Source organism: Psychroserpens sp. AS72 (genome assembly GCF_038900375.1).
Taxonomy (GTDB): domain Bacteria; phylum Bacteroidota; class Bacteroidia; order Flavobacteriales; family Flavobacteriaceae; genus Psychroserpens.
In genome coordinates this window covers 105,384-129,363 of sequence record NZ_JBBMRC010000010.1, presented here as the reverse complement: position 1 = coordinate 129,363, position 23,980 = coordinate 105,384, and the positions used below count along the sequence as shown (strand labels likewise).

Genomic DNA, 23,980 nt, shown 5'->3' with positions numbered 1-23,980 from the left:
CCAATGAAACATATATATTCAATTCTAATAGTAACCTTAATTTTAGTCTCTTGTTCGGGAGATAAAAAAAATTCTGTAGAAAGTGTTATAGACAAAGGTAATTTAGAAACAATTAGACAAAAAAGAGGAGAACTTGTTATTGAACAACAAGCTCTAAATGACCAGATAAAGTTATTAGATGAAAAGATTAAAACCTTAGACACAACAAAACATGTCCCATTAATCACAACATTTAATGCTAAGACAGAAGTGTTTAATCACGTTTTAGAATTACAAGGAAATGTAACTACTAAAAACCTATTGACTATTACACCAGAATACAATGGTATTCTAACCAATGTATATGTTAAAGAAGGACAAAAAGTTAGTAAAGGACAATTGCTTGCTAAAATTGATGATGGAGGATTGAGTCAACAAATTGCACAATTAAAAATTCAAGCAGATTTAGCTAAAACGACTTTTGAGCGTCAAAAACGACTTTGGGATCAAAAAATTGGTAGTGAAATTCAATACTTACAAGCAAAATCTAGTTATGAATCTCAACAAGAAGCAGTAAATCAAATCAACCAACAAATTAGTAAAACTTTAGTTAGAGCTCCATTCACAGGAACAATTGATGATGTTATCACAGAGCAAGGAAGCGTGGTTGGCGCAGGACAAACACAGTTAATGCGTATTGTAAATCTAGACAATATGTACATTGAAACTGAAGTGCCAGAACGTTATGTTGCCAATGTAGTTGAAGGAAAAAAAGTAACCGTAGAATTACCAGTATTAGGAAAAACTATTGAAACAAAAATTCGTCAAGCTGGAGATGTTATCAATCCTGCAAATAGAACATTTAAAGTAGAGATTGAAATCCCTAATGACGATAAAAGCATCAAACCAAATCTTACTGCACGACTTAAAATTAATGACTACACTAATGAAAACGGACTTTTAATTCCGCAAAGTGTGATTTCAGAAAACGCTGAAGGTTCACAATATGTTTATGTGGTAACTGACAAAGATGCAAATGGAATAGGTGTAGCAAAACGAGTAATTATTGAAACTGGTAAAACTCAAGGTGACAACATTGAAGTACTTAGTGGTATTGAAAATGGTACAGAAATCATCAAAGAAGGTGCTAGAAGCGTTAGAGACGGACAATCAGTAGAAGTCATTAAATATAAAGAAGAAGGTAATGAAAACTAAAAAGAAAAATAACGTAGATAAGGAATTTGGTTTATCATCGTGGGCAATTAATAACAAAACCACGATGTATGTGCTTATTGCTGTATTTTTCTACTTAGGTATTTCTGCATTTTTTAGTATGCCTAGAGAAAATTTCCCTGAGGTTAATGAAACTAAAATATATGTTAGTACAATTTATCCTGGAAACACAGCAGAAGACATTGAAAAACTAGTCACAGATGCATTAGAAGACAAACTAAAAACAGTAAGTAATGTTGTAGAAATCACCTCTACTTCTCAAGAAGATTATTCTATGCTCATCGTAGAATTTGATGAACATTTAACTGTTGAGCAAGCCAAGCAAAAAGTTAAGGATGAAATTGATAGTGAAACTTCTGGTGAAGATTGGCCAACATTTAATGGTGCTAAAGTAGAACCAGATGTTTTTGAATTGAGTCTTTCTGAAGAAATGCCAATCCTTAACATCAATATATCTGGAGATTATCCAATTGAGAAATTAAAGGAATATGCTGAATATCTTCAAGATGAAATTGAAGATTTACAAGAAATTAAGAAGGCAGATATTCGTGGAGCTCAAGAAAAAGAGGTTGAAGTTGCTGTTGATATTTATAAAATGATGGCTGCCAAAGTTACTTTTTCAGATATTATAAATACTATTAATGGAGGTAATATGACCATGTCTGCAGGAAATCTTAAAGCCAGCGGACAACGTCGTACTATTAGAATTTTGGGTGAAATTGAAACGCCTTCTGAGCTTGAAAATTTTGTTGTTAAAGCCGAAAACGGAAATCCAATCTATCTAAAAGATGTGGCTACAGTTTCATTTTCAGAAAAAGATAAAACCACCTATGCTAGAAAATCTGGAAAACCCGTAGTCATGCTCGATGTTAAAAAACGAGCTGGAAAAAACATGGTTGCTGCCGCAGAGCAAATTCAGGTCATAGTTGAAAATGCTATTGCTGATGAATTTCCGCAGGATTTAGAAGTAACAATCACCAACGATCAATCATCAGTAACTATTGGTCAAGTGGATGACTTAGTAAACAATATCATTTTCGGAGTTATTTTAGTTGTAACCGTTTTAATGTTCTTTTTAGGATTTAAAAATGCACTTTTCGTTGGTTTTGCTATTCCTATGTCTATGTTTATGTCACTCATGATTTTGAGTTTGATAGGTTACAGTTTAAATACAATGGTACTTTTTGGTCTTATTATGGGTCTAGGAATGCTCGTTGATAATGGAATTGTAGTTGTAGAAAATGTCTATAGACTCATGGAAGATGAAGGTATGAGTAGGATTGAAGCTGCTAAAAAAGGAATTGGAGAAATAGCATTTCCTATTATTATTTCTACTGCCACAACTGTTGCAGCCTTTGTTCCTTTGGGTCTTTGGCCTGGAATTATGGGAGAATTTATGAAGATCTTACCTATAACACTTTCTATTGTTTTAGGATCCTCACTTTTTGTTGCCATTTTCTTTAACTCGGTTTTGGTGTCACGATATATGACCATCGAAGACAAAGACATGCCATTAAAAGAAATCATAAAAACAACTAGTATTGTTGCCATTATTGGAATTCTTATTTTACTTTTTGGAGGTGATTATAGAGGATTAGGAACCGTTATGATTTTTACTGCAATCATGCTTTGGGCTTACCGGTTTTTCATTAGAAACTGGGCAAATAATTTCCAAAATAGTACTCTAGTTAAATTAGAAAATTGGTATGAACGACAATTGAGAGGTGCATTGTCTAAGAAACGTCCTTATATTTTAAGTATTGGTACATTTTTCTTATTAATTGCTGCTTTTATTGCCTTCGGAATATCCCTCGGAACGCAACGAACCAAAGTTGAATTTTTCCCAGATAATAAACCAAACCAGATTATTGTCTATATCGAATATCCTCAAGGAACTGCCATTGAAAAAACCAATGCCATTACGTCTCAAATTGAAAAACGAGTATTTGAGGTTATAAATCAGGATATGTACATGGACAATGGCAGAAATTATATGGTAGAAAGTGCTGTTTCACAAGTTGGTGAAGGTGCTGGAAACCCACAAACTGATGCTGGTTCAGCTGCCGAAATGCCTCATAAAGCAAAGATTACTGCTTCTATGCGAGAGTATAAATATAGACGTGGTGAAGATAGTGAGTTATTACGCCAAAAAGTGCAAGAGGCTTTAGTTGGTATTTATCCAGGTGTTTTGATTTCCGTAGAAAAAGATGTGAATGGACCACCTGCTGGAGCACCAATTAATATTGAAATTGAAGGTGAAGACTACAACGAGCTTATAGCCACTGCAGAGAAAATGCGTGAGTTTATCAATTCTAAAAATGTTCCAGGAATTGATGAGCTTAAAATTGATGTTAATAAAGATAAACCAACCATGCTAGTTCAAGTAGATCGTGAAAAATCTGGAGAATTAGGTGTGAGCGCTTCTCAAGTAGGTCAACAGTTACGTAACTCAATTTTTGGAGCAAAAGCTGGTATCTATAAAGAAGATGGTGATGATTATGATATTTATGTTCGTTTCAATGAAGAAAACAGATACAACACTAGTGCCTTGTTTAATCAAAATATTACGTTTAGAGACAATACTGGTCAAATCAAAGAAATCCCATTGTCTACGGTTGCAAAACAAAAAAATAACTCAGGATTTAGTGCAATTAAACATAAGGATACAAAACGTGTCGTGACTGTATATTCTGCTATGGCTCCTGGTTTTACAGATGCTGGTGCTATTGTGGCTCAAATTCAAAGTGAGATGAAGAGTTATGATGAACTTCCTGAAAATATAAAAATTGATTACACAGGTCAAATTGAAGAGCAAAATAAGCAAATGTTATTTTTAATGGGTGCGTTTTTCACTGGTCTTGGATTAATTTTCTTCATCTTAATATTTCAGTTTAATTCCATATCAAAACCTACAATAATCATGATTGCTATATTCTTGAGTTTTATTGGTGTGTTTGGAGGTATTGTTATTTCTGGTAGTGCCTTTGTTATTATGATGACTATGGTTGGTATCATTTCCCTCGCAGGAATTGTTGTTAATAATGGTGTGGTTTTACTAGATTATGCACAGTTATTAATTGATAGAAAGAAGAATGATTTGGACTTAGATAAAGATGAATTTCTATCTAATGAAGATCTTTTTGAAAGCATTGTTAAAGCTGGAAAAGCACGTTTAAGACCTGTTTTATTAACAGCAATTACTACCATTTTAGGATTAATTCCTTTAGCTATCGGACTGAATATTAATTTCTTTACACTCTTTGCAGATTTTGATCCTAATATTTACATGGGTGGAGACAATGTGGTGTTTTGGGGACCATTAGCATGGACGGTTATTTATGGTTTGCTAATCGCAACTTTTTTAACCTTAATTGTAGTCCCTATTTTATTCTATTTATCAATGCGGCTAAAAATGTGGATGCGAACTAAATTTGGTAAAGAAGATAATGAGATAAAAGAACAAATTACTATTGAGTCTACTTTAGAATCTTAAATCACAATTAAGACCTTTTGTATAAAAGGTGTGATTAATAGCGGGAAAGCCTTGACATCTGTCAAGGCTTTCTAATTTTTATTCGTGATATAACATCTATTTTCTTCGGAAATGTGCTTCTTCTAAAATTGTAAAAACCTTACTTCAAAATAGCTTTTAAAGCTTCAGCATCATAAGGCTTTGCTATTATATTTTTGTCTTTATCTAATAAGAAAAAAGAAGGTGTTGATTCTATTCCGTAGGCATCAGAAGTTGGGTTATCCCATTTACCTAATCCTAAAACATGAATAAAACTTTGATAATCTCCAATCATTTTTTGCCAACCATCTGCTTCATCTTCTAATCCAATTGCTATAACCGTTAAATCGGTTTTGTCTGCAAGTATATCTTTCACTTTAGGTAACTCATCAAGACAATGACCACAAGTACTGCTCCAAAAAATAATTAAATATTGATCTGATAGTTTTAGATCATGCAATGTTGTAGTTACTGTTTCACCATCTTTTGTATAAGCTAAATCAAAATTTGAGGCTTTATTTCCAACTGCATTATGTTTATAAATAATCAATTGTTCTTTTAATGCGTCGTAATTAGTGAGTTCTGTTAATTTCAAAAGGTATGTATCTGTAACGTAATTCGCTAATTCTGGATTTTCCATCCCTTTAAAACGTCTCCAAATCATTTCAAATAAAATGGTTTTTATTTCTGTATTGCCTTCTCCTATTCTTGTCATTAAGCCATCAACGTCTTTTTTATAGACATCGTTGCTCGTATTTGCAGACATTCCGAAGACATAAGCCATCACACGCTCAACCAAAAATTCTGAACTTTGCAATAGTGGATTTTCAAAATCTACATGCTCTAAATACGTGCGTTTTAAATTTTTTGAATACGTTGATAAGTCTTCAAATTCTTTAGGTATGTATGGTGAATTCGCTTTTACAAAAACTGAAGTTAGTGTACCTTTAGAAGTATCTTCATAAGCCTTTTGCGTATCACTTAATGTTTTTATTATATCTGAATAGGCCTTTTTATCTGTACTCTCCTGAGCATAAAAATTACTAATGGTTCTATTTACCATGTCCATACTTTTAATGTATGAAGCCCAAAGTTTATTTTCATTACTATCTGTAAATTCTAAACCTTTATCTAAACTGAATGTGAATGCAACAGACTCTTTACCGTTATAAATAAAATCAAAATTATTGTCTTCTGGTGGAAGCGCATATACAATTTTGTAAATTCCTGGTGTTGATGTAGAATCAAACGGAATGCTAAAACTACCATCTTCACCTAATTGTGCTCTGTTTATATAATCTGAACCTGTTGGAGTTGCATGATACAAAAACGCATAAGAGTAATCTTCTGCAGGTGTAAAAACACCGTCAATACTGTGTTGAGCAAAAATAAAAGAGGGAATTAAAGCAATAAATAATACTATTTTTTTCATCAAAATTTTAATTTATTTCCTAAAAGGAGTTGGATTCTTATACTGTATTTACAAAGCCTCCATGACCTTGCGCAAATTCAATTTCAAATATCAAGCCAAATATCATGATTTTATCTTTGATACCAAATAATCATTATGAGAACCATCAATTTATACTATAAAGTACATTTTCAAATGCTCTCTAACTTACTTAAAGCTTGTTTTACAGATTTTATCTGTTCAAACGTTAAGAGTAAACGTAAACCATTTCTAGTTTGTTTCTCTTTCATTTTACATTCCCTAGGATGTGTTTGCACAAATTGAAGCACTTTAGTAAAGTTAGCACTTTGGTAAAATGCACTCTGTTGGTCATTTATAAAATAGCCAACAAAACGCCCTTTTTTCATTATGATTTTCTCTAGTCCAACTTTTTTCGCCATCCATTTAATACGAACACTATTTAATAAATCTACCACTTGGATTGGTAGTTCTCCAAAGCGATCAATGATTTCAGATTCAAATTTCTGAAGTTCTTCTTCAGTTTTAAGTGTATTGAGTTTGGTGTATAAATTTAAACGCTCAGTAATATTATTGACGTAATCATCTGGAAAAAGCAATTCAAAATCGGTATCAATTGTGATGTCTTTTACATATTCTTTTTCTTTTCCATCATCTTGATAGAGATCTTTAAACTCATTGTCTTTGAGTTCTTCAATAGCTTCATTCAATATTTTTTGATATGTATCAAATCCTATTTCGTTAATAAATCCACTCTGCTCTCCTCCTAATAAATCTCCAGCACCTCTAATTTCTAAATCTTTCATGGCAATATTAAAACCACTACCTAAGGCAGTAAATTGCTCTAATGCTGTGATACGTTTTCTAGCATCATTGGTCATTGCAGAGTACTCAGGTGTTATAAAATAACAGAAGGCTTTTTTATTGCTACGACCTACTCTACCACGCATTTGGTGCAAATCACTCAATCCAAAATTATTGGCATTATTAATAAAAATGGTATTCGCATTTGGGACGTCTAATCCACTTTCAACGATGGTTGTACTTACCAAAACATCAAACTCACCATTCATAAAAGCGAGCATGAGTGATTCTAATTTTTTTCCATCTAATTGCCCATGACCAATCCCAATTTTAGCATCTGGCACCAAACGTTGTATCATACCAGCAACTTCTTTGATATTCTCAATACGATTGTGGATGAAAAATACTTGTCCGCCACGTTGTATTTCATAAGTTATTGCATCTCTAATAGTTTCTTCACCAAAACGTATCACATGACTTTCAATAGGATAACGATTTGGAGGCGCAGTTGTAATTACTGATAAATCTCTTGCTGCCATTAAACTAAATTGCAAGGTTCTAGGAATTGGTGTTGCTGTCAATGTCAACACATCTACATTATCTTTAAGCGTTTTGAGTTTCTCTTTTACAGCGACTCCAAATTTTTGTTCTTCATCAACAACAAGCAATCCAAGGTCTTTAAATTTTACCTTTTTATTGACCAATTGATGCGTTCCTATAATGATATCGACGTGACCTTTCTCTAATTTTTCAAGGGTTTCTCTTTTTTCTTTTGCAGTTCTAAAACGGTTGAGATAATCTACAGTTACAGGGAAATCTTTAAGACGTTCAGTAAAAGTTTTATGATGCTGATATGCTAAAATAGTGGTTGGTACTAAAACAGCAACCTGTTTACCATTATCAACAGCTTTAAAAGCTGCACGAATAGCGACTTCCGTTTTACCAAAACCTACATCACCACAAACGAGACGATCCATTGGTCGTTCACTTTCCATATCGGCCTTAATATCTGCTGTGGATGTGATTTGATCTGGAGTGTCTTCATAAATAAAAGACGCTTCTAACTCATGTTGTAAGTAACTATCTGGTTTATATTGATAGCCTTTTTCTAGTTTACGTTTGGCATAAACTTGAATCAAATTAAATGCGATTTCTTTAACTCTAGATTTTGTTTTTTGCTTAAGAGTTTTCCAAGCTTTGCTTCCTAATTTATAGATTTTTGGAGGTTTCCCATCCTTACCATTAAACTTCGTGATTTTATGCAGTGAGTGAATACTCAAATACAACACATCACGCTCTCCATAAACTAATTTTATGGCTTCTTGTTTTTTGCCTTCTACATCTATTTTTTGGAGTCCGCCAAACTTTCCAATACCATGATCTATATGTGTGACATAATCTCCAATATCAAGGTTTGTCAATTCTTTTAAAGTAATCGCTTGCTTCTTAGCGTAACCATTTTTAAGCTGAAATTTATGGTAACGCTCAAAGATTTGATGGTCTGTATAACACGTTATTTTTTGATCATGATCTACAAAACCTTGATACAATGAGAGTACAATTGTTTTATAATGAACATCTTGCTCGACATCATCAAAAATATCATGAAACCGTTTGACTTGTTGTTCGCTTACACAAGCTATATAATTGGTGTAGCCTCTATCGTGATGTAAATTTAGATCTTCAATTAATAAATTGAATTGCTTATTGAACGATGGTTGAGGTGTTATATTGAATTCTATTATCTCTTCGGAAAATAAGCTTGTTGAACCAAATTCCACCAAACTAAACTCTAGTAATTGACGTTTCAATTCTTCAGAGTTACAAAAGAGTTCTTCTGGAGCTGCATGTTTAATTTCTGAAGATAAATTTTTGAATGCATCTTCCGCTTTTCCGAAGAAATCATCAATTCTAGAAAACAGAAGATCAGTATTCTTTGAAAATACGACCGTTTTTTGAGCAATGTATTTTAGAAAACTTTGTCTATTTTCATCCAAAAATTTATTGGCAACATTTGGAATGATACCTATCTTTTTAATCTGCTCTGTTGAGAGTTGCGTTTCTACATCAAAAGTCCGAATACTATCAACATCATCACCAAAAAACTCGATACGATAAGGTTCGTCATGAGAAAATGAAAACACATCTACAATTCCTCCACGGACTGAAAATTCTCCAGGTTCTGTAACAAAATCTACACGTTTAAATTTGTATTCAAACAAAACTTCGTTTACAAAATCTAAGGATAACTCATCACCTACTGAGATTTTTAAAGTATTTTTTTCCAGCTCTCTACGCGTCACTACTTTTTCAAAAAGCGCATCAGGATAGGTCACTATTATTGCTGGTTTTTTACGAGAATTAATTCGGTTTAAAACCTCAGCTCTTAGTAGTACGTTTGCATTATCGGTTTGTTCTATTTGATAAGGTCTGCGATAACTTCCTGGATAAAAAAGCACATCTTTATCGCTAAGTAAAGCTTCTAAATCATTGAGGTAAAAAGCAGCTTCTTCTTTATCATTAAAAATGAGTAGAAAAGGAAGTTCTGCAGATTTAAAACTTTCACTTAAAACAAGGGATAATGATGATCCAACAAGACCTTTAAGGTGTACTTTTTTTTGGGAATTGGCAATGGTAGTGCACAGATTTTGCATTTGCAAAGACTGTGCATACGTTTGCGAGAGAGTGGATTTACTCAAGACATTATATTTTATACAAAGATAAATTTTTTGTTTTAGTTACTATTGTTAAAATGTATTAATAAAACTATCTTTGTGCCACTTTAAAAAAAAAATATATGTCATTTTCAGATTTATTTGATAGCGGATTTAAAAAAAGAAACGAAGACCACTTCGCAGCAATTGTAAGAGTTGCTATGGATGATGGTATTATTACAGAAGAAGAAAAAGCGTTTTTAGACCGTTTGGCTAGACGTCTAGATATAAGTGAAAATGATTATGCTACTATTTTAAAAGATTACAAATCACACCCTATCAATCCACCAACATCTTATGATATCCGTTTGGAGCGTTTGTATGATTTATCACGTATGGTTTATGTAGATCATATTAAAGGAGATCATGAAGAGATTGTATTGCGTAAAATCGCTGTAGGTTTAGGTTTTTCATCTGAAAATGTAAAATACGTCGTTGATAAAGCGTTATCTCTAGTTAGTAATGGTGTAGATTTAGACACGTTTACTGAGGAGATTAAAACGATGAATAGATAATAATACATTTGTACATTCTAAATATTTTTAGAATGAAAACATCATAAAAAAAAGCCACTTTAAAAAGTGGCTTTTTTTTATGAAATGATTTTTATGTGTTAAGCATTACGCATAAATTCTTCTGCTTTTTCTACCATGTTTTTGCTTCCGCAGATAAATGGAACACGTTGATGGAGCTCTGATGGTTTAATATCCATGATTCTTGTAAAGCCATCACTAGCTTTACCAAAAGCTTGCTCTGCAAGGTATGCCATTGGATTGCATTCGTATAATAAACGTAGTTTACCATCAGAATTCGTTGAGCTTTTTGGATATAAATAAATACCACCTTTAATCATATTTCTATGAAAATCTGATACTAAAGAACCAATATAACGACTCGTATATGGACGATCACCTTCTTCTTGTTGGCAATATTTAATATAGTTTTTTATACCTTGTGGAAAATGAATATAGTTACCTTCATTCACAGAATATATCTTACCATCTTCTGGAAAACGCATATTAGGATGTGATAAATAAAACGTTCCAATTGCTGGATTTAAAGTAAAGCCATTAACACCATCTCCAGTTGAATAAACAAGCATTGTAGATGTACCGTAAACCACATATCCTGCTGCAACTTGCTGACTCCCTTTTTGAAGAAAATCGTCAATTGTTACAGGAGTACCAACAGGAGTTACACGTCTGTAAATTGAAAATATGGTTCCAACAGATACATTAACATCAATATTTGAAGAGCCATCTAAAGGATCTATTAACACAACATATTTGTTTTGATTATTTTCATCCTGACTGTTAATTGCAATGAAATCATCTTCCTCTTCACTAGCAATTCCGCAAACAATATTACGCTTAGTCATGGTTTGGATGAACTTATCATTTGCATAAACATCTAATTTTTGCTGATCTTCACCTTGAATATTTGTGTCTCCAGCAGCACCTATAATATCGACAAGACCTGCTTTGTTAACTTCATGATTAACCACTTTTGCAGCTAAACGAATAGAATTTATAAGACGTGATAACTCACCAGAAGTGTATTTAAAAGACGATTGATTTTCTATAATAAATTCACCTAGTGTTTGATTTTTTCTAGACATGTAGTGTTGTTGTTTATGCAAATATCTCATTTTTTTGGTCAACTACAACGTTTTCGTCTAATTATTGTATCATTAAATAAGTAAGTTTGAACTATATTTGAGCTAAAGAAAAATTATGACTTTTTCCATTCGAGAAGCTACTAAAAAAGATATGCCTAGAGTACTAGAACTCATCAATGAATTAGCAGTTTTTGAAAAAGAACCTGATGCAGTAGAAGTCACTGTAGAAGATTTACAAAAAGGCGCATTTGAGAACCCAAAACAATTTGTCTGTTTCGTTGCAGAATGTGAAGCTTACATTGAAGGAATAGCTTTAGTGTACAATCGATTCTCAACATGGAAAGGCTCTGTTTTACACTTAGAAGATTTAATTGTTAGCCAAAACAAAAGAGGCACAGGATTAGGTACAGCGCTTTTAGATGAAGTTGTAAGATACGGTCACAATTTAGGTGTTAGACGCATATGCTGGGAAGTCATTGATTGGAATGAACCTGCTATAAAATTTTACGAAAAGAAAGGTGCTAATGTAAAGCGAGATTGGGATATTGTGCATCTTAATGAAAACGCTATTAAAAATTATATATCAAATATTTAACATGCAAGTATTTAAATTTGGAGGTGCCTCTGTAAAAAATGCTGAAGGTGTAAAAAATCTAGCATCGGTTTTACAGCAAGTAGGTTACGAAAACACTTTGGTTGTTGTTTCTGCAATGGGTAAAATGACTAATGCTCTTGAGTTAGTTATTAAAAACTATTTTGAGAATAAAGGAGAATTACAGAGTTCAATTCAAGAGGTTAAAAAATTCCATAATGAGATTTTATTAGACCTCTTTGACAACACTCAACATCCTATATTTAAACAAGTATCTTCTATTTTTGGAGATTTAGAAGGTTTTTTTCTTCGGAATAAATCACCAGATTATAATTTTGTTTACGATCAGGTTATTGGTTTTGGAGAACTATCCTCTACAACAATTATAAGTGCATATCTCAATGAGATTGGATTAAAAAATAATTGGTTAGATGTGCGTGAATATATTAAAACTGATGATTTCTATCGTAGATCAAACGTAGATTGGGAACAAACACAAACCAATATAAAAAACAACTTTGATACTAAAATCTTAAATATAACTCAAGGGTTTTTAGGTAGTGATGCTAATAACTTCACTACAACATTAGGACGAGAAGGGAGTGATTATACAGCCGCAATTTTTGCGTATTGTTTAAATGCTGAAAGCGTTACCATTTGGAAAGATGTACCTGGTGTTTTAAATGCAGATCCACGATATTTTGAAAATGCACAACTACTGAACAATATTTCATATAGAGAAGCTATAGAGTTGGCATTTTATGGTGCTTCTGTAATTCACCCAAAAACCTTACAACCGTTGCAACAAAAGGAAATTCCTTTGTTTGTGAAATCGTTTTTAAATCCTAAAGATGCAGGAACACGTGTTGGAAAAGGTGTTGGAATAGAACCAAACGTGCCTTGTTTTATCGTAAAAAAGAATCAAGTTTTAATTTCATTATCATCTTTGGATTTTAGTTATATCGTTGAAGAAAACATTAGCGAAATCTTTAAACTATTCCACCTTTATAAAATGAAAGTTGATGTGATTCAGAACTCTGCCATTAGCTTTTCGGTATGTTTTGAAAACACTTATGATAATTTAGAACGATTGCTTCAGCATCTAAAAGCAAAGTTTAAAGTCACAATAAATGAAAACGTTAGTCTCTATACCGTAAGACATTATAATGAACAAGCGATTGCTTCCGTAGAAAAAGATAAAGAACTACTTTTAAAACAATTAACTCATGAGACGATTCAAATAGTAACTCAATAAAGAATTTACTATTTTTACCGTTACTACCAATCAAATATGACCAAAAAACAAGATACAGGATTAGTTACTGCAAAAGAGGTGGCAAAAGCGATTAATGTTGACAAATATGGCTTTGTAGGTACTTTTATTGGATGGTTATTAATGAAGGTCTTAAAGATATCTACAATCAATAGGTTTTATAAACGCAATAAACATTTAAGAGATGGTGAGTTTTTGGATGCGATTTTAGATGATTTTCAAATTAAGTTTGAAATCCCTGAAGAAGATTTAAAACGTCTCCCAAAAGATGGCGCTTATATTACGGTTTCTAATCATCCGCTTGGTGGAGTTGACGGAATTCTACTTCTCAAACTCATGATTGAGCAACGTCAAGATTTTAAGATTATAGCCAATTTTTTGTTGCATAGAATTGAGCCACTAAAGCCTTACATCATGCCTGTTAACCCATTTGAAGACAGAAAAGATGTGAAATCTAGTATTGCTGGTTTTAAAAATGCGATTTTACATTTGAGAGATGGTCATCCTTTAGGTGTATTTCCTGCTGGAGAAGTATCTACTTATAAAGATGGGAAACTCGTAGTTGATAAACCATGGGAAGAAGCAGCGATGAAGTTGATACAAAAAGCAGAAGTTCCTGTTGTACCAATTTACTTTCATGCTAAAAACAGTAAATTATTTTATAAACTCTCGAAAATCAGTGACACCTTTAGAACTGCAAAATTACCTTCGGAAGTATTAACTCAAAAAAACAGAGTTATTAAGGTGAGAATTGGTCGTGCTATTTCTGTTAATGATCAAAAAGAACATCAATCATTGTCAGATTTTTCAGATTTTATAAGACGAAAAACATACATTCTATCAAACGCATTTGAAGATAAACCTAAAATTTTAGATAATATTTCTAACACTTTAAAACCACCTGCAAAACCACCTAAGCGTATTGTTGGATCTGTGAGTGCAGAAAAAATGGCTGCAGAAGTAGAGGCTTTAAAGAAAGGAAATTTTAGATTGCTCGAAAGCAAAAATTACGAAGTCTATCTTACCGAAGCGAAGCTTATCCCAAACATACTGCATGAAATTGGTCGTTTGCGAGAAATTACGTTTAGAGAGATTGGAGAAGGCACAAACGAAGCTATTGATTTAGATAGTTTTGACACCTACTATCACCACATGTTTTTATGGGACACAGACACACAAAAAATTGCTGGAGCTTATAGAATGGGATTAGGTTCTAAAATTTTTGAACGTTATGGTATTGATGGTTTTTACTTGCAAGACTTGTTTAGATTTGAGCCTGAACTATATAAAATGATGAGTGAATCTATTGAAATGGGTCGCGCATTCATTATCAAAGAATATCAACAAAAACCAATGCCTTTATTTTTACTTTGGAAAGGCATCGTACACACTACATTACGTTATCCAGAACATAAATATTTAATTGGAGGCGTAAGTATTAGTGATCAGTTTTCAAATTTCTCAAAATCTTTAATGATTGAGTTTATGAAATCACACTATTACGATCCTTATGTAGCGCAATATGTGCATCCTAAAAAAGAATTTAAAGTAAAACTTAAAGATGCTGATAAAGATTTCGTTTTTGATGAAACCGAAGCAGATTTAAACAAGTTTGATAAAATTATAGACGAGATAGAACCAGGAGCATTGCGTTTACCTGTGCTTCTAAAAAAATACATTAAACAAAACGCAAGGCTTGTTGCTTTTAACGTAGATCCTTTGTTTAATAATTCTGTAGATGGATTGATGTATATTAAAATTGCAGACTTACCTGAAAGCACTGTAAAACCTGTAATGGAAGAATTTCAAGCTGAATTGGAACGCAAATTTTCAGGTAATAATGAAGACTAAATTTCTATCATTTTTTCTTTTTTTATGCATTTCAATTTCACATTCACAAACGTTTTCTGGAACTGTTTTAGATGTCGTTACTAATCAACCATTAGAGTCTGTTAGTGTCTATTTTGATAATACAACTATTGGGACATCAACTAATGATAAAGGACATTTCAATATTGAATATACAGATGCTGTACAATCAACCTTAGTTATTTCATTTTTAGGATATGAAAAAGTATTTATTGCTGACTATCGCATTAAAAATGATATCACAATTTTGCTAAAAGAATCTGCAAACGAACTAGACCTCATTGTTATTGATACAGATGATGGCATGTCTAGAGAATTAAAGATGAAGAGATTTAAAAGAGAGTTTCTTGGTAAATCTGAAAATGGCAAATCCTGTAAAATCCTCAATGAAGACGATATAAAACTGCGCTATAATAAACATGATAAGACTATAACTGCTTGGTCTAACACTCCTATTTTAGTCAAAAACAAAAATCTACAATATGAGATTAGTTTTGAAATTATTGATTTTGAAATAACATTAGGAACTTGGGGAGTTTCATCTGTTGTATATTCTGGGACTTCGTATTTTAAAGATTTAGATACAAAACAAAAAAAACGCATTGCCAAAAACAGATTAGAAACGTATCTAGGCTCTGTTCAACATTTTATTAGAGCGCTATATAACAAACAATTAAAAGAAGAAGGTTATATTTTTGGTGTGGAAGGATTTGTAGTTAACCCTTATAATTATTTTAGTATTTCTATAGTAGATGACTACGGTTGTAAACTAATTAAACTAAAAGAAAAATTAGACATCTTTTATAAAGGTACAATCGAATCCATAATTCAAACTGAAATAGATCAATTCAAAATAGATAATTATGGCAATTATGCTCCAATATCAGACGTCCTTTTTGGAGGTCATATGGGAAGCCAGCGTGTTGGTGATTCTTTGCCTTTAAATTATGGGTTGAATATCAATGAATAAATATATAATATAAATACCTTTAAATTCACCCTATTTCGATACAGAAATCACCATTAACGATTTTGGAATATAAAGTCCAATAAGTATCTTATAATTTATAGGTTGCGTCAATAAATTGTGAGTTGAGAACACTATCCAATAGTTATCAAATTCAAAATTAATTACATATCTTTCTACAACACAAATATCAAAAATGAAATTTAAAACCTCTATTTTATTTATTTTATTTACTCCTTGTCTTTGTTTTTGTCAAACAATCACAGGTATTATTTTAGATGCTAATACTCAAGAACCTATAGAAACTGCATCAATCTATTTTGACAATACTACAATTGGCACATCATCAAACAATAAAGGAGAATTTCAAATTAAAAAAAGTAATAGTAATTCACCATTAGTAATTTCTTATTTAGGTTATGAAAAGATTGTACTACCAAATGTGGAAAGTGGAAAATTCTATAAAATTTTACTTAATGAGGCAAAAAACACTTTAGACGAAGTCCTCATTGATTATTTTGATGGTATGTCAAGAAGAAAAAAATTAAACTATTTTAGAAATCACTTTTTGGGCACGACTAATAATGGTAAATCATGTACCATTTTAAACGAAGATGATATTACCTTAAGATTTAATAAAAAAACAAAGCAACTAGTAGCAACATCAAATGCACCTATATTAGTTAGAAATGAAAATCTTCAATATAATATTAAATATGATTTGAAAGAATTTATAATTGATTACAATCATGTCAATGTAAAGAAAAGAGTTTTTATTCCTAATTCCGTAGTATATAAAGGCACCTCTTTTTTCGAATCCTTAAGTGAAGAAAAATCAGTACAAAAAAAAAGAAAAAGTTTGTATAAAGGTTCTGTTTTGCACTTTATGAGATCACTTTCTGAAAATAAATTAAAAGAGGATGGGTATCAAATTATTAGTGTTGGTATTCCTGTTGAACCTTCAAATTACATTAATGTAAAAAATATTCAAAACACAGATTCGGTAAATATAAAAATGCGTTTACCATTAACAATTGCTTATAAAAAATGGAAACAATCAAATATGATTTTACCAAATATAGATGGGAAATTTGACAGACAAGAGCACAACGAAATTGTGAAGCAGCATGACAGTATTATCTCTGTAAAGATATCAAAAAAACTAAAAGCTAATGCTGTTGGAGAAGTTCCTTTAGAAGAAGAGGCTACAGAAGTTGAAAACAAATATTATTATAATTTATCTATCATAATTGACAAATATGGAAACTACAGTCCAGTTGGCTCCTTTTATTTTACTGGTTATTTTTCCGATCTTAGAATTGGCGATACACTTCCGTTAGATTATGCATTAAAAGATTAAAACTTTACAAGAAAACATTTATAATTAAAAAAACCAGAACACATACATGTTCTGGTTTTTTTCTTTTTATAAAATCGGTCATTCCTTTTAGGAAGACGTTATTAGATTCCTTTAAACCATTCTTGGAATTGATTTCCAAGTAAAAATACTGGTTTCTTTTCTCCACTTAAAGATCCTATCAAACTCATAATCCACATAGCAACTGGTAAAATCCATGCAATAAGATTAACAACAGGTATTAAACCACAAACAAATCCTAGAAGCATAATCCCTAAGACTTGACGTACGTAGAATGATCCATATTCTGTTTTGTTAGAACTGTTCATTACGATAGCAATAATCCATCCTATAAGTGTTATATGTGCAATAATTGCAACGTTTTTACCATCACTCAATACCTCTTTTGCATCATCTGCAAATTCTTTTGCTGAAGCTTTTGCATCATCGGCAAATTCAGATGCTTTTTCTTTGGCATCATGAGCAAACTCTTTGGCATCTTCTGAAAATTCTTTAGCAGAACTACTAATCTTTTCTCCTGCTCTTTTTGCTCCATCTTTTGCATCACCTATCATATCATCAAGGTCATCACTCAAATTTTTATTATCGTCAGACATATTATTTATTTTTTAACGGTTAGGGTATAAATTTAATAAAATTGTGCCAATTCTACGCTTTTGTTTATAAGTAGTTATAGTCAACAAATTGTTACAGTACTATTTAAAAGCTTGGTCTATTGGTTCCCAAAGTTCAATTTTATTGCCTTCATTATCTAAAATCCATCCAAATTTCCCATAATCATACTCTTGCATATCACCAACTATAGTTACTCCTTCTTCTTTTAAAGTCGCTAGTAATTCTTTTAAATTTTCAACACGATAGTTAAACATAAACTCTTTTTTAGAAGGCTCAAAATAAGTTGTATCGTCTTTAAAAGGACTCCATTGTGTAGAGCATTCTTTACCTTCTTTGTCTTTCCACCAAAAGGTACTTCCATAATCATCAGTATTAAATCCTAAATGTTTATTGTACCAATCTTTAGATGCTTTTGGGTCTTTCGTTTTAAAAAATAGACCACCTATACCTGTTACTCTTTTTTTCATCAGAACATTTTTGTTTAGTTCCCCTGAACAAGGGAATTTCATTAATTATTTTTTTTTTTCAATATCTGTTTTATTTCTTCGGAATTGTAATAGTATCAACCTTAAATATTTAGTTTTCACTAACTATTTAAAGCTTATTACTTATTATTATTCGATTACAAAAATCGTCTTTCTGTCATACCTACAAGGTTATATAAACCTTGCATGTTAACCTTATTTTTTAATTGCAGCTTCATAAATATCTATCCATTCTTCAACAGACATTTTTCCTAAAAGCTGCTCGATTAAATCATACGGAATATCATCAACCTTTTTAAAACGCACACAACTTTTTCCCATATCTAATTTATATTTACTGTGTTTGGGATACTCAGATACAAACCAATCATACAATTCCTTTTTTGCATACATACCAGAGTGATATAATGCGATAAAATTCTTTTGCGATGCTAAATTTATAAATGGTAAAGGCGGAAACGGTTTACAGTGATACCCATTTGGATATATAGATTTGGGAACGTAATAAGCTAACATACCATATCCCATTCCTGCTTCTAAGCCTTTAGGCATATGTTTTATAATAAGCTCATTTAATTTTGTAATTGGTGCTATTCTATCTTCTGGTAATTGATTGATATAGTCTTCTTGAGTTACTGCTTTAGATTGCATACTGTTTACACTTATTTACGTTGAAGGATTAATCCAGAAATTAAAGATATAATAAATCCAATAATAGTTACAAGTACAAGCATAAAAAGAGCAGCTGTTGTACTGGTCATTTTTATAATTTCATCTGCTTTTCCTTGATCAATGAGTTGTTGTTCATAAGTACTAAAAAAGGAAGGGTCAATAAATTTTGTGTAGATAAAATCTGCAATAGCAATTCCTAAACCTACAAGCAGCGAAATAAGAACACCAATTGCAATCGCTTTACCTAAAGACACTACACCATTATTAATATGATCTCGGTAATGTTTAATTCCAAAAAAAATAAAAGAAAGGGAGAGGAAAATAGACACATAACCTAAAATCTCATTGGTTTTATAGTCTAAGTTATCAATACCAAAAAAGAGATGAATTGTAAAAATAACGAAACCTGTTATTAGTCCGTAAAGACCATATTTAATAACTGTACTTTTCATAATATTAATTTTAAATGTTACAGTGCCAAAACTAGGAGATTGTAAGGGTTTACAACTCATACTAAAGTACCAAATCCACTCATACTTTAGTTTGAAACTCGTTATTTATATGATTTGAAGATCTTTTGCGATTTGTAGTGCTTGCGTTCTGCGCTTGGCATTTAATTTTGAAAGCAGGTTAGACACATGTGTTTTTATTGTACTTTCTGAAACGAAAAGTTTTTCACCAATTTCTCTATTTGATAAACCTTCAGAAATTCCTAAAAGCACTTCATACTCGCGTTTACTTATATCTAAATCTTCTATTTTTTTGTGATTGATGTCGTCTGAAGCATTTGTCTTTTTTTGAAGACTTTTCTTATTGAGATACACACCTATAAAAAAGAAAACTATAGCAATTAGTGCAATTGCAATCTCAGAATTTAAATCTCCAGAAATCACAGCATATTTACTAAACTGAAAAAGCAAAAGCAATGCTAGTATGAGCAATCCAAAAACAAGAATGATTTTTCGCATGTTATAAATTTAAGAAAAATAGTATAATGTCATTCAGAGTGTCACACTGAGCGAAGTCGAAGTACAAAGCGAAGAATCTTTATAAATTAGATTCTTCAGTCACTACGTTCCTTCTGCATGACAAAGGATTTTATCTTATCAACGATAGTTTGCGCCAATTTCTCATTGCTCTCAACAGTCCAACCAGCAACATGAGGAGTCAAAATCACATTTTCTGCAGAAATGAGATATCTGAAAGCTTCTGGCATCTCGACTACACTCGATGTGACATCTTTTTTGAATAAGTTTTCAAACGACGCTTTCTCATATTCTAAAACATCTAAACCTGCTCCTAAAATTTTACCAGAGACTAGAGCAGAAACTAAATCTTTGGTTACTACACTTTTTCCTCTTGCAGTATTAATGAGCCAAAACGGTTTTTTAAATCCGTTTATAAAAGAAGCATCTACCATATTAATGGTTAATGGAGTTTCTGGTGTGTGCAAACTCAAAACATCTGCTTTTTCTTGAAGTTCTTTTAAACTTACTTGGGTTGCATTCTCATCTCCAATATTTGCCTTTAAATCGTAAAAAAGTACCTCAACATCAAAACCTCGAAGTTTTTTAGCGAAAGCTTTACCCATATTCCCATAACCAATAAGACCAACGGTTTTTCCGTCGAGTTCTAATCCGCGATTTGCTTCACGTTGCCATTTACCTTCTCTAACTTCCCGATCTGCTTTATTTAATTTATTAAATAATGACAGTAGCATTGCCAAACTATGTTCTCCAACTGCATTACGGTTTCCTTCTGGAGCTGCGATTAACTTGATGCCTTTAGCCTCTGCATACTCACAATCTATATTTTCTAATCCTGCACCAACGCGACCTATGAATTTTAGGTTTTTTGCAGCATCCAAAAACTGCTTGTCAATTTTAAATCGGCTTCGTATGATGAATCCGTCATATTGATGGATGATGTTTTCTATAGCTTCTTTTGAGGATGTAAAATCTTCATCATTGGTAAATCCTAAAGCATTGAGTTGTTCAATGAGTAAAGGATGGTTGGAGTCTAGGTGGAGTATTTTCATGTTTATTTCCTGCGACAGCAGAAATCTCTTTTTTTATTAATTTAAACTATAAATAATGAGATGCTGAAACGAGTTCAGCATGACGCTATTTCTATATTTCAGGATATTCAGTTTGTGTCATCTCGACTTGTACTTTTCCTGTGTGTGCTGTACTCAGTTTTTCAAATAAAAGTACATGTACTTCTTCTCCATCTTTTGTTGAGGGATTATGCTCAACGCCTTTTGGTACAACAATGAGTTCTCCTTCTTTCACCACTTCGGTACGATCTCTAAATTGCATATATAATGTGCCTTTAATCACTTGAAATAACTCGTCTTCATCTTCGTGACTATGCCATACAAATTCACCTTTTAGTTTGGCGAGAATGACTTGCATATTATCTACAGTTGCAATACGATGTGGATGCCATTGTTTAGTAAACAGTTTGTGTTTGTCTTTGATATTGATGGGTTTCATAAACGATAGAAATTATGACCTTAAAGTTACAAAGTTTTGCGTTAGTGATGGAGCAATTGTTGGAGCTCCTCGAAGAGAGCGACTTGCGAGAGCACGACCTGAAAGGAAACGCCCAAAATATATTAAAACCCGATAATCAATCCGGAAAGCACAAAAAACAAGTAAATCCCAAGAATATCATTACTAGTTGTAATAAATGGTCCTGTGGCAATTGCTGGATCGATGCCACGTTTATCTAAAATTATTGGCACAAACGTACCAACAAGTGCTGCTACTACGATAACAGACATCATTGATAGTGCTATTGCTAAACTTTCGGTTGGATCTTGACCAATAATAAACCCGAACAAAATGACAAGAATAGCCAAAACGAATCCGTTAATGAGGCTTAATCCAACTTCTTTTAATAAACGACTACCTATACTTCCTTTGACGTTATCATTGGCAATACCTTGTACAATAATTGCACTGGATTGTACACCTACATTACCTGCCATTGCTGCAATTAGTGGTGTGTAGAAAAAGAGTGATGGTACTGTTTCCATGATGTTTTCAAATCCTTTCATGATAAACACACTTCCTAATCCTCCAAAAAGACCTAAAACGAGCCAAGGTAAACGTGCTCTTGTGAGTTCTAAAATACTATCATCTGCTTCTACATCTCCTGTAATACCTGCTGCAAGTTGGTAATCTTTTTCGGCTTCTTCTTTTAATACATCTACGATATCATCAATGGTAATTCTACCTAAAAGGGTATGATTTTCATCAACAACAGGAATGGCTTCCAAATCATATTTAGACATCACTTTAGCTACATCTTCTACATCGTCATTGACATTGACAGAATCTACTGTTTCTTTTAAAATGTCTGATATTTTTTGATCACTTTTGGCAACAATTAAATCTTTAAGTGATAAGCGTCCTATTAATTTCTCTTCTTTATTGACCACATAAATAGAGTGTACTCTCGTGACTTCTTTTGCTTGACCTCTAATGCGACGCAAACATCCTGCAACCGTCCAGGTTTCATAGACCTTGACAAGCTCTTTTGCCATTAAACTACCTGCAGTGTCGTCTTCATAGGCAAGAAGTTCTGTAATTTCATCTCTATGTTCATCATCTTCAATTTGAGAGATTACTTGTGCTTGTCGTTCTTCAGACAACTCTGCAATCATATCTGCAGCATCATCTGTATCTAGTTCTTCTACCTCTTCTGCAATTTCTTTTGCTGTAAGATTTCTAAGTACTTTTTCTCTAATGTCCTCATCGAGTTCCATGAGGATTTCTGAAGTGGTTTCAGAATCGAGTAATTTAATAACGTAAACGGAATCTTCAAGGTCTAATTCGTCAAGAATCTCTGCAACATCTGCAAAGTGAAATTCAGTAAGCACACGCTTGAGCTCTTTGTCATCGTTAGTTTCGATACAAAGTTCAACCTGCTCAATGAGCTCATCTGTTAATTCAAATTGACTATTTTCTCTTTCTAAGATCATAGGGTTTTGAAGTTTTTCCCTTCGGAAATGTAACTGTTTTAATCTTGATTCTCGTCGTTTTCAATTAGTTGCGTTAATTCTAAAAAGGATTGTACGCTTAGTTGTTCTGGACGTTTGTCAAATATAACATTTGCTTTTAAATTATCTGAAAGATTGAAACTTTTTAAACTGTTACGTAAGGTTTTTCTACGTTGTTGAAAAGCTGTTTTAACGACTCTAAAAAATAGTTTCTCATCAACTGATAATGTGAAGTTTTCTTTTCTTTTGAGTCTTAATACGCCAGATTCTACTCTTGGTGGAGGAATAAAAACCGTTGGTGGCACTGTAAACAAATACTCTGCGTCATAAAAAGCTTGTACTAAAACAGACATAATTCCGTAGACTTTAGACCCTTCTTTTGAGCAAATACGTGCAGCAACTTCTTTTTGAAACATACCTGCAAACTCAGGTATTTGCTCACGCATTTCTAAGGTTTTGAATACAATTTGTGTGGAGATGTTATATGGGAAATTTCCAATAATGGCAAATGGTTCATCACCAAAAATTTGAGTAATATCATACTTTAAAAAATCTTCTTCGTAAACACGATCTGCTAAATTGAGATAATTAGCTTTAAGATATTCTACAGATTCTGAATCAATTTCTACAACATGTGTTTTAATGTCTTTTTTAAGCAAGTATTTGGTCAACACACCTGTTCCTGGACCAATTTCTAAAACGTGCTTATAACCTTCTAATGATAAGGTATTTGCTATATCTTCAGCTATATTCTCATCGTTTAAGAAGTGTTGACCTAAGTGTTTTTTTGCTCTGACTTGTTGATTGTTTGACACGTTGTTTAAATTTTATGTTT

Annotated in this window: 20 protein-coding genes; 8 read left to right on the top strand and 12 right to left on the bottom strand. The window is 32.3% G+C overall.

Features of this window, described 5'->3' with window-relative positions:
• The first annotated feature begins 3 nt into the window (after nucleotides 1–3).
• Nucleotides 4–1,194, top strand: coding sequence for an efflux RND transporter periplasmic adaptor subunit (locus WNY78_RS15875; protein WP_342874199.1), 1,191 nt, complete (start codon nucleotides 4–6; stop codon nucleotides 1,192–1,194).
• The gene (locus tag WNY78_RS15870) at nucleotides 1,184–4,705 is read left to right on the top strand and encodes an efflux RND transporter permease subunit (protein ID WP_342874198.1); all 3,522 of its coding nucleotides are present in this window, start codon (nucleotides 1,184–1,186) and stop codon (nucleotides 4,703–4,705) included. The genes WNY78_RS15875 and WNY78_RS15870 overlap by 11 nt, the downstream gene beginning before the upstream one ends.
• A 139-nt stretch (nucleotides 4,706–4,844) precedes the next feature.
• Here WNY78_RS15870 and WNY78_RS15865 read toward each other — a convergent pair whose 3' ends face one another.
• Both WNY78_RS15865 and mfd read right to left on the bottom strand, forming a co-directional pair.
• Nucleotides 4,845–6,155: a TlpA disulfide reductase family protein gene (locus WNY78_RS15865; protein ID WP_342874197.1), complete on the bottom strand. Its 1,311-nt coding sequence runs from the start codon at nucleotides 6,153–6,155 to the stop codon at nucleotides 4,845–4,847.
• Between the two features lie 170 nt (nucleotides 6,156–6,325).
• On the bottom strand, nucleotides 6,326–9,655 hold the full coding sequence (mfd, locus tag WNY78_RS15860; protein ID WP_342874196.1) for a transcription-repair coupling factor: 3,330 nt from the start codon (nucleotides 9,653–9,655) through the stop codon (nucleotides 6,326–6,328).
• A 98-nt stretch (nucleotides 9,656–9,753) separates the two neighbouring features.
• On the opposite strand from mfd, the gene WNY78_RS15855 reads away from it, so the two are divergent.
• Nucleotides 9,754–10,185, top strand: coding sequence for a TerB family tellurite resistance protein (locus WNY78_RS15855; RefSeq protein WP_342874195.1), 432 nt, complete (start codon nucleotides 9,754–9,756; stop codon nucleotides 10,183–10,185).
• A gap of 98 nt (nucleotides 10,186–10,283) precedes the next feature.
• Here the strand turns inward: WNY78_RS15855 and fbp are convergent, their stop codons facing one another.
• A complete protein-coding gene (gene fbp, locus WNY78_RS15850; RefSeq protein WP_342874194.1) occupies nucleotides 10,284–11,288 on the bottom strand; it encodes a class 1 fructose-bisphosphatase in 1,005 nt (334 codons plus the stop codon).
• Nucleotides 11,289–11,403: 115 nt separating this feature from the next.
• On the opposite strand from fbp, the gene WNY78_RS15845 reads away from it, so the two are divergent.
• The 5 genes from WNY78_RS15845 to WNY78_RS15825 all read left to right on the top strand — a co-directional run bounded on the left by WNY78_RS15845 (nucleotide 11,404) and on the right by WNY78_RS15825 (nucleotide 17,349).
• Nucleotides 11,404–11,883: a GNAT family N-acetyltransferase gene (locus tag WNY78_RS15845; RefSeq protein WP_342874193.1), complete on the top strand. Its 480-nt coding sequence runs from the start codon at nucleotides 11,404–11,406 to the stop codon at nucleotides 11,881–11,883.
• Between the two features lies 1 nt (nucleotide 11,884).
• A complete protein-coding gene (locus WNY78_RS15840; protein WP_342874192.1) occupies nucleotides 11,885–13,135 on the top strand; it encodes an aspartate kinase in 1,251 nt (416 codons plus the stop codon).
• Between the two features lie 36 nt (nucleotides 13,136–13,171).
• Entirely contained in the window at nucleotides 13,172–15,004 is a 1,833-nt protein-coding gene (locus WNY78_RS15835; RefSeq protein ID WP_342874191.1) for a lysophospholipid acyltransferase family protein, read from the top strand.
• The gene (locus WNY78_RS15830; protein WP_342874190.1) at nucleotides 14,994–15,992 is read left to right on the top strand and encodes a carboxypeptidase-like regulatory domain-containing protein; all 999 of its coding nucleotides are present in this window, start codon (nucleotides 14,994–14,996) and stop codon (nucleotides 15,990–15,992) included. The genes WNY78_RS15835 and WNY78_RS15830 overlap by 11 nt, the downstream gene beginning before the upstream one ends.
• A gap of 193 nt (nucleotides 15,993–16,185) precedes the next feature.
• Nucleotides 16,186–17,349: a carboxypeptidase-like regulatory domain-containing protein gene (locus WNY78_RS15825; protein ID WP_342874189.1), complete on the top strand. Its 1,164-nt coding sequence runs from the start codon at nucleotides 16,186–16,188 to the stop codon at nucleotides 17,347–17,349.
• 101 nt (nucleotides 17,350–17,450) lie between these two features.
• Here WNY78_RS15825 and WNY78_RS15820 read toward each other — a convergent pair whose 3' ends face one another.
• From WNY78_RS15820 to rsmA, 9 genes are all read right to left on the bottom strand, one after another.
• The gene (locus WNY78_RS15820) at nucleotides 17,451–17,963 is read right to left on the bottom strand and encodes a YtxH domain-containing protein (protein WP_342874188.1); all 513 of its coding nucleotides are present in this window, start codon (nucleotides 17,961–17,963) and stop codon (nucleotides 17,451–17,453) included.
• A 99-nt stretch (nucleotides 17,964–18,062) separates the two neighbouring features.
• The gene (locus tag WNY78_RS15815) at nucleotides 18,063–18,449 is read right to left on the bottom strand and encodes a VOC family protein (protein ID WP_342874187.1); all 387 of its coding nucleotides are present in this window, start codon (nucleotides 18,447–18,449) and stop codon (nucleotides 18,063–18,065) included.
• A gap of 213 nt (nucleotides 18,450–18,662) precedes the next feature.
• Complete coding sequence (locus WNY78_RS15810; protein ID WP_342874186.1) at nucleotides 18,663–19,118, bottom strand: DUF1801 domain-containing protein; 456 nt, start codon at nucleotides 19,116–19,118, stop codon at nucleotides 18,663–18,665.
• An 11-nt stretch (nucleotides 19,119–19,129) separates the two neighbouring features.
• On the bottom strand, nucleotides 19,130–19,591 hold the full coding sequence (locus tag WNY78_RS15805) for a DUF4199 domain-containing protein (RefSeq protein ID WP_342874185.1): 462 nt from the start codon (nucleotides 19,589–19,591) through the stop codon (nucleotides 19,130–19,132).
• A 105-nt stretch (nucleotides 19,592–19,696) separates the two neighbouring features.
• Entirely contained in the window at nucleotides 19,697–20,107 is a 411-nt protein-coding gene (locus WNY78_RS15800) for a response regulator transcription factor (RefSeq protein WP_342874184.1), read from the bottom strand.
• A 95-nt stretch (nucleotides 20,108–20,202) separates the two neighbouring features.
• Nucleotides 20,203–21,177, bottom strand: a complete 975-nt coding sequence (locus WNY78_RS15795) for a 2-hydroxyacid dehydrogenase (protein WP_342874183.1) — start codon at nucleotides 21,175–21,177, stop codon at nucleotides 20,203–20,205.
• A gap of 91 nt (nucleotides 21,178–21,268) precedes the next feature.
• Nucleotides 21,269–21,634 (bottom strand): cupin domain-containing protein, encoded by a 366-nt coding sequence (locus WNY78_RS15790; RefSeq protein ID WP_342874182.1) that lies wholly within the window; start codon nucleotides 21,632–21,634, stop codon nucleotides 21,269–21,271.
• A gap of 122 nt (nucleotides 21,635–21,756) precedes the next feature.
• Nucleotides 21,757–23,127 carry a magnesium transporter gene (gene mgtE / locus WNY78_RS15785; RefSeq protein ID WP_342874181.1) on the bottom strand — a complete coding sequence of 457 codons (1,371 nt, stop codon included), beginning with the start codon at nucleotides 23,125–23,127 and terminating at the stop codon, nucleotides 21,757–21,759.
• A 38-nt stretch (nucleotides 23,128–23,165) separates the two neighbouring features.
• Complete coding sequence (rsmA, locus tag WNY78_RS15780) at nucleotides 23,166–23,960, bottom strand: 16S rRNA (adenine(1518)-N(6)/adenine(1519)-N(6))-dimethyltransferase RsmA (RefSeq protein WP_342874180.1); 795 nt, start codon at nucleotides 23,958–23,960, stop codon at nucleotides 23,166–23,168.
• Nucleotides 23,961–23,980: the final 20 nt, after the last annotated feature.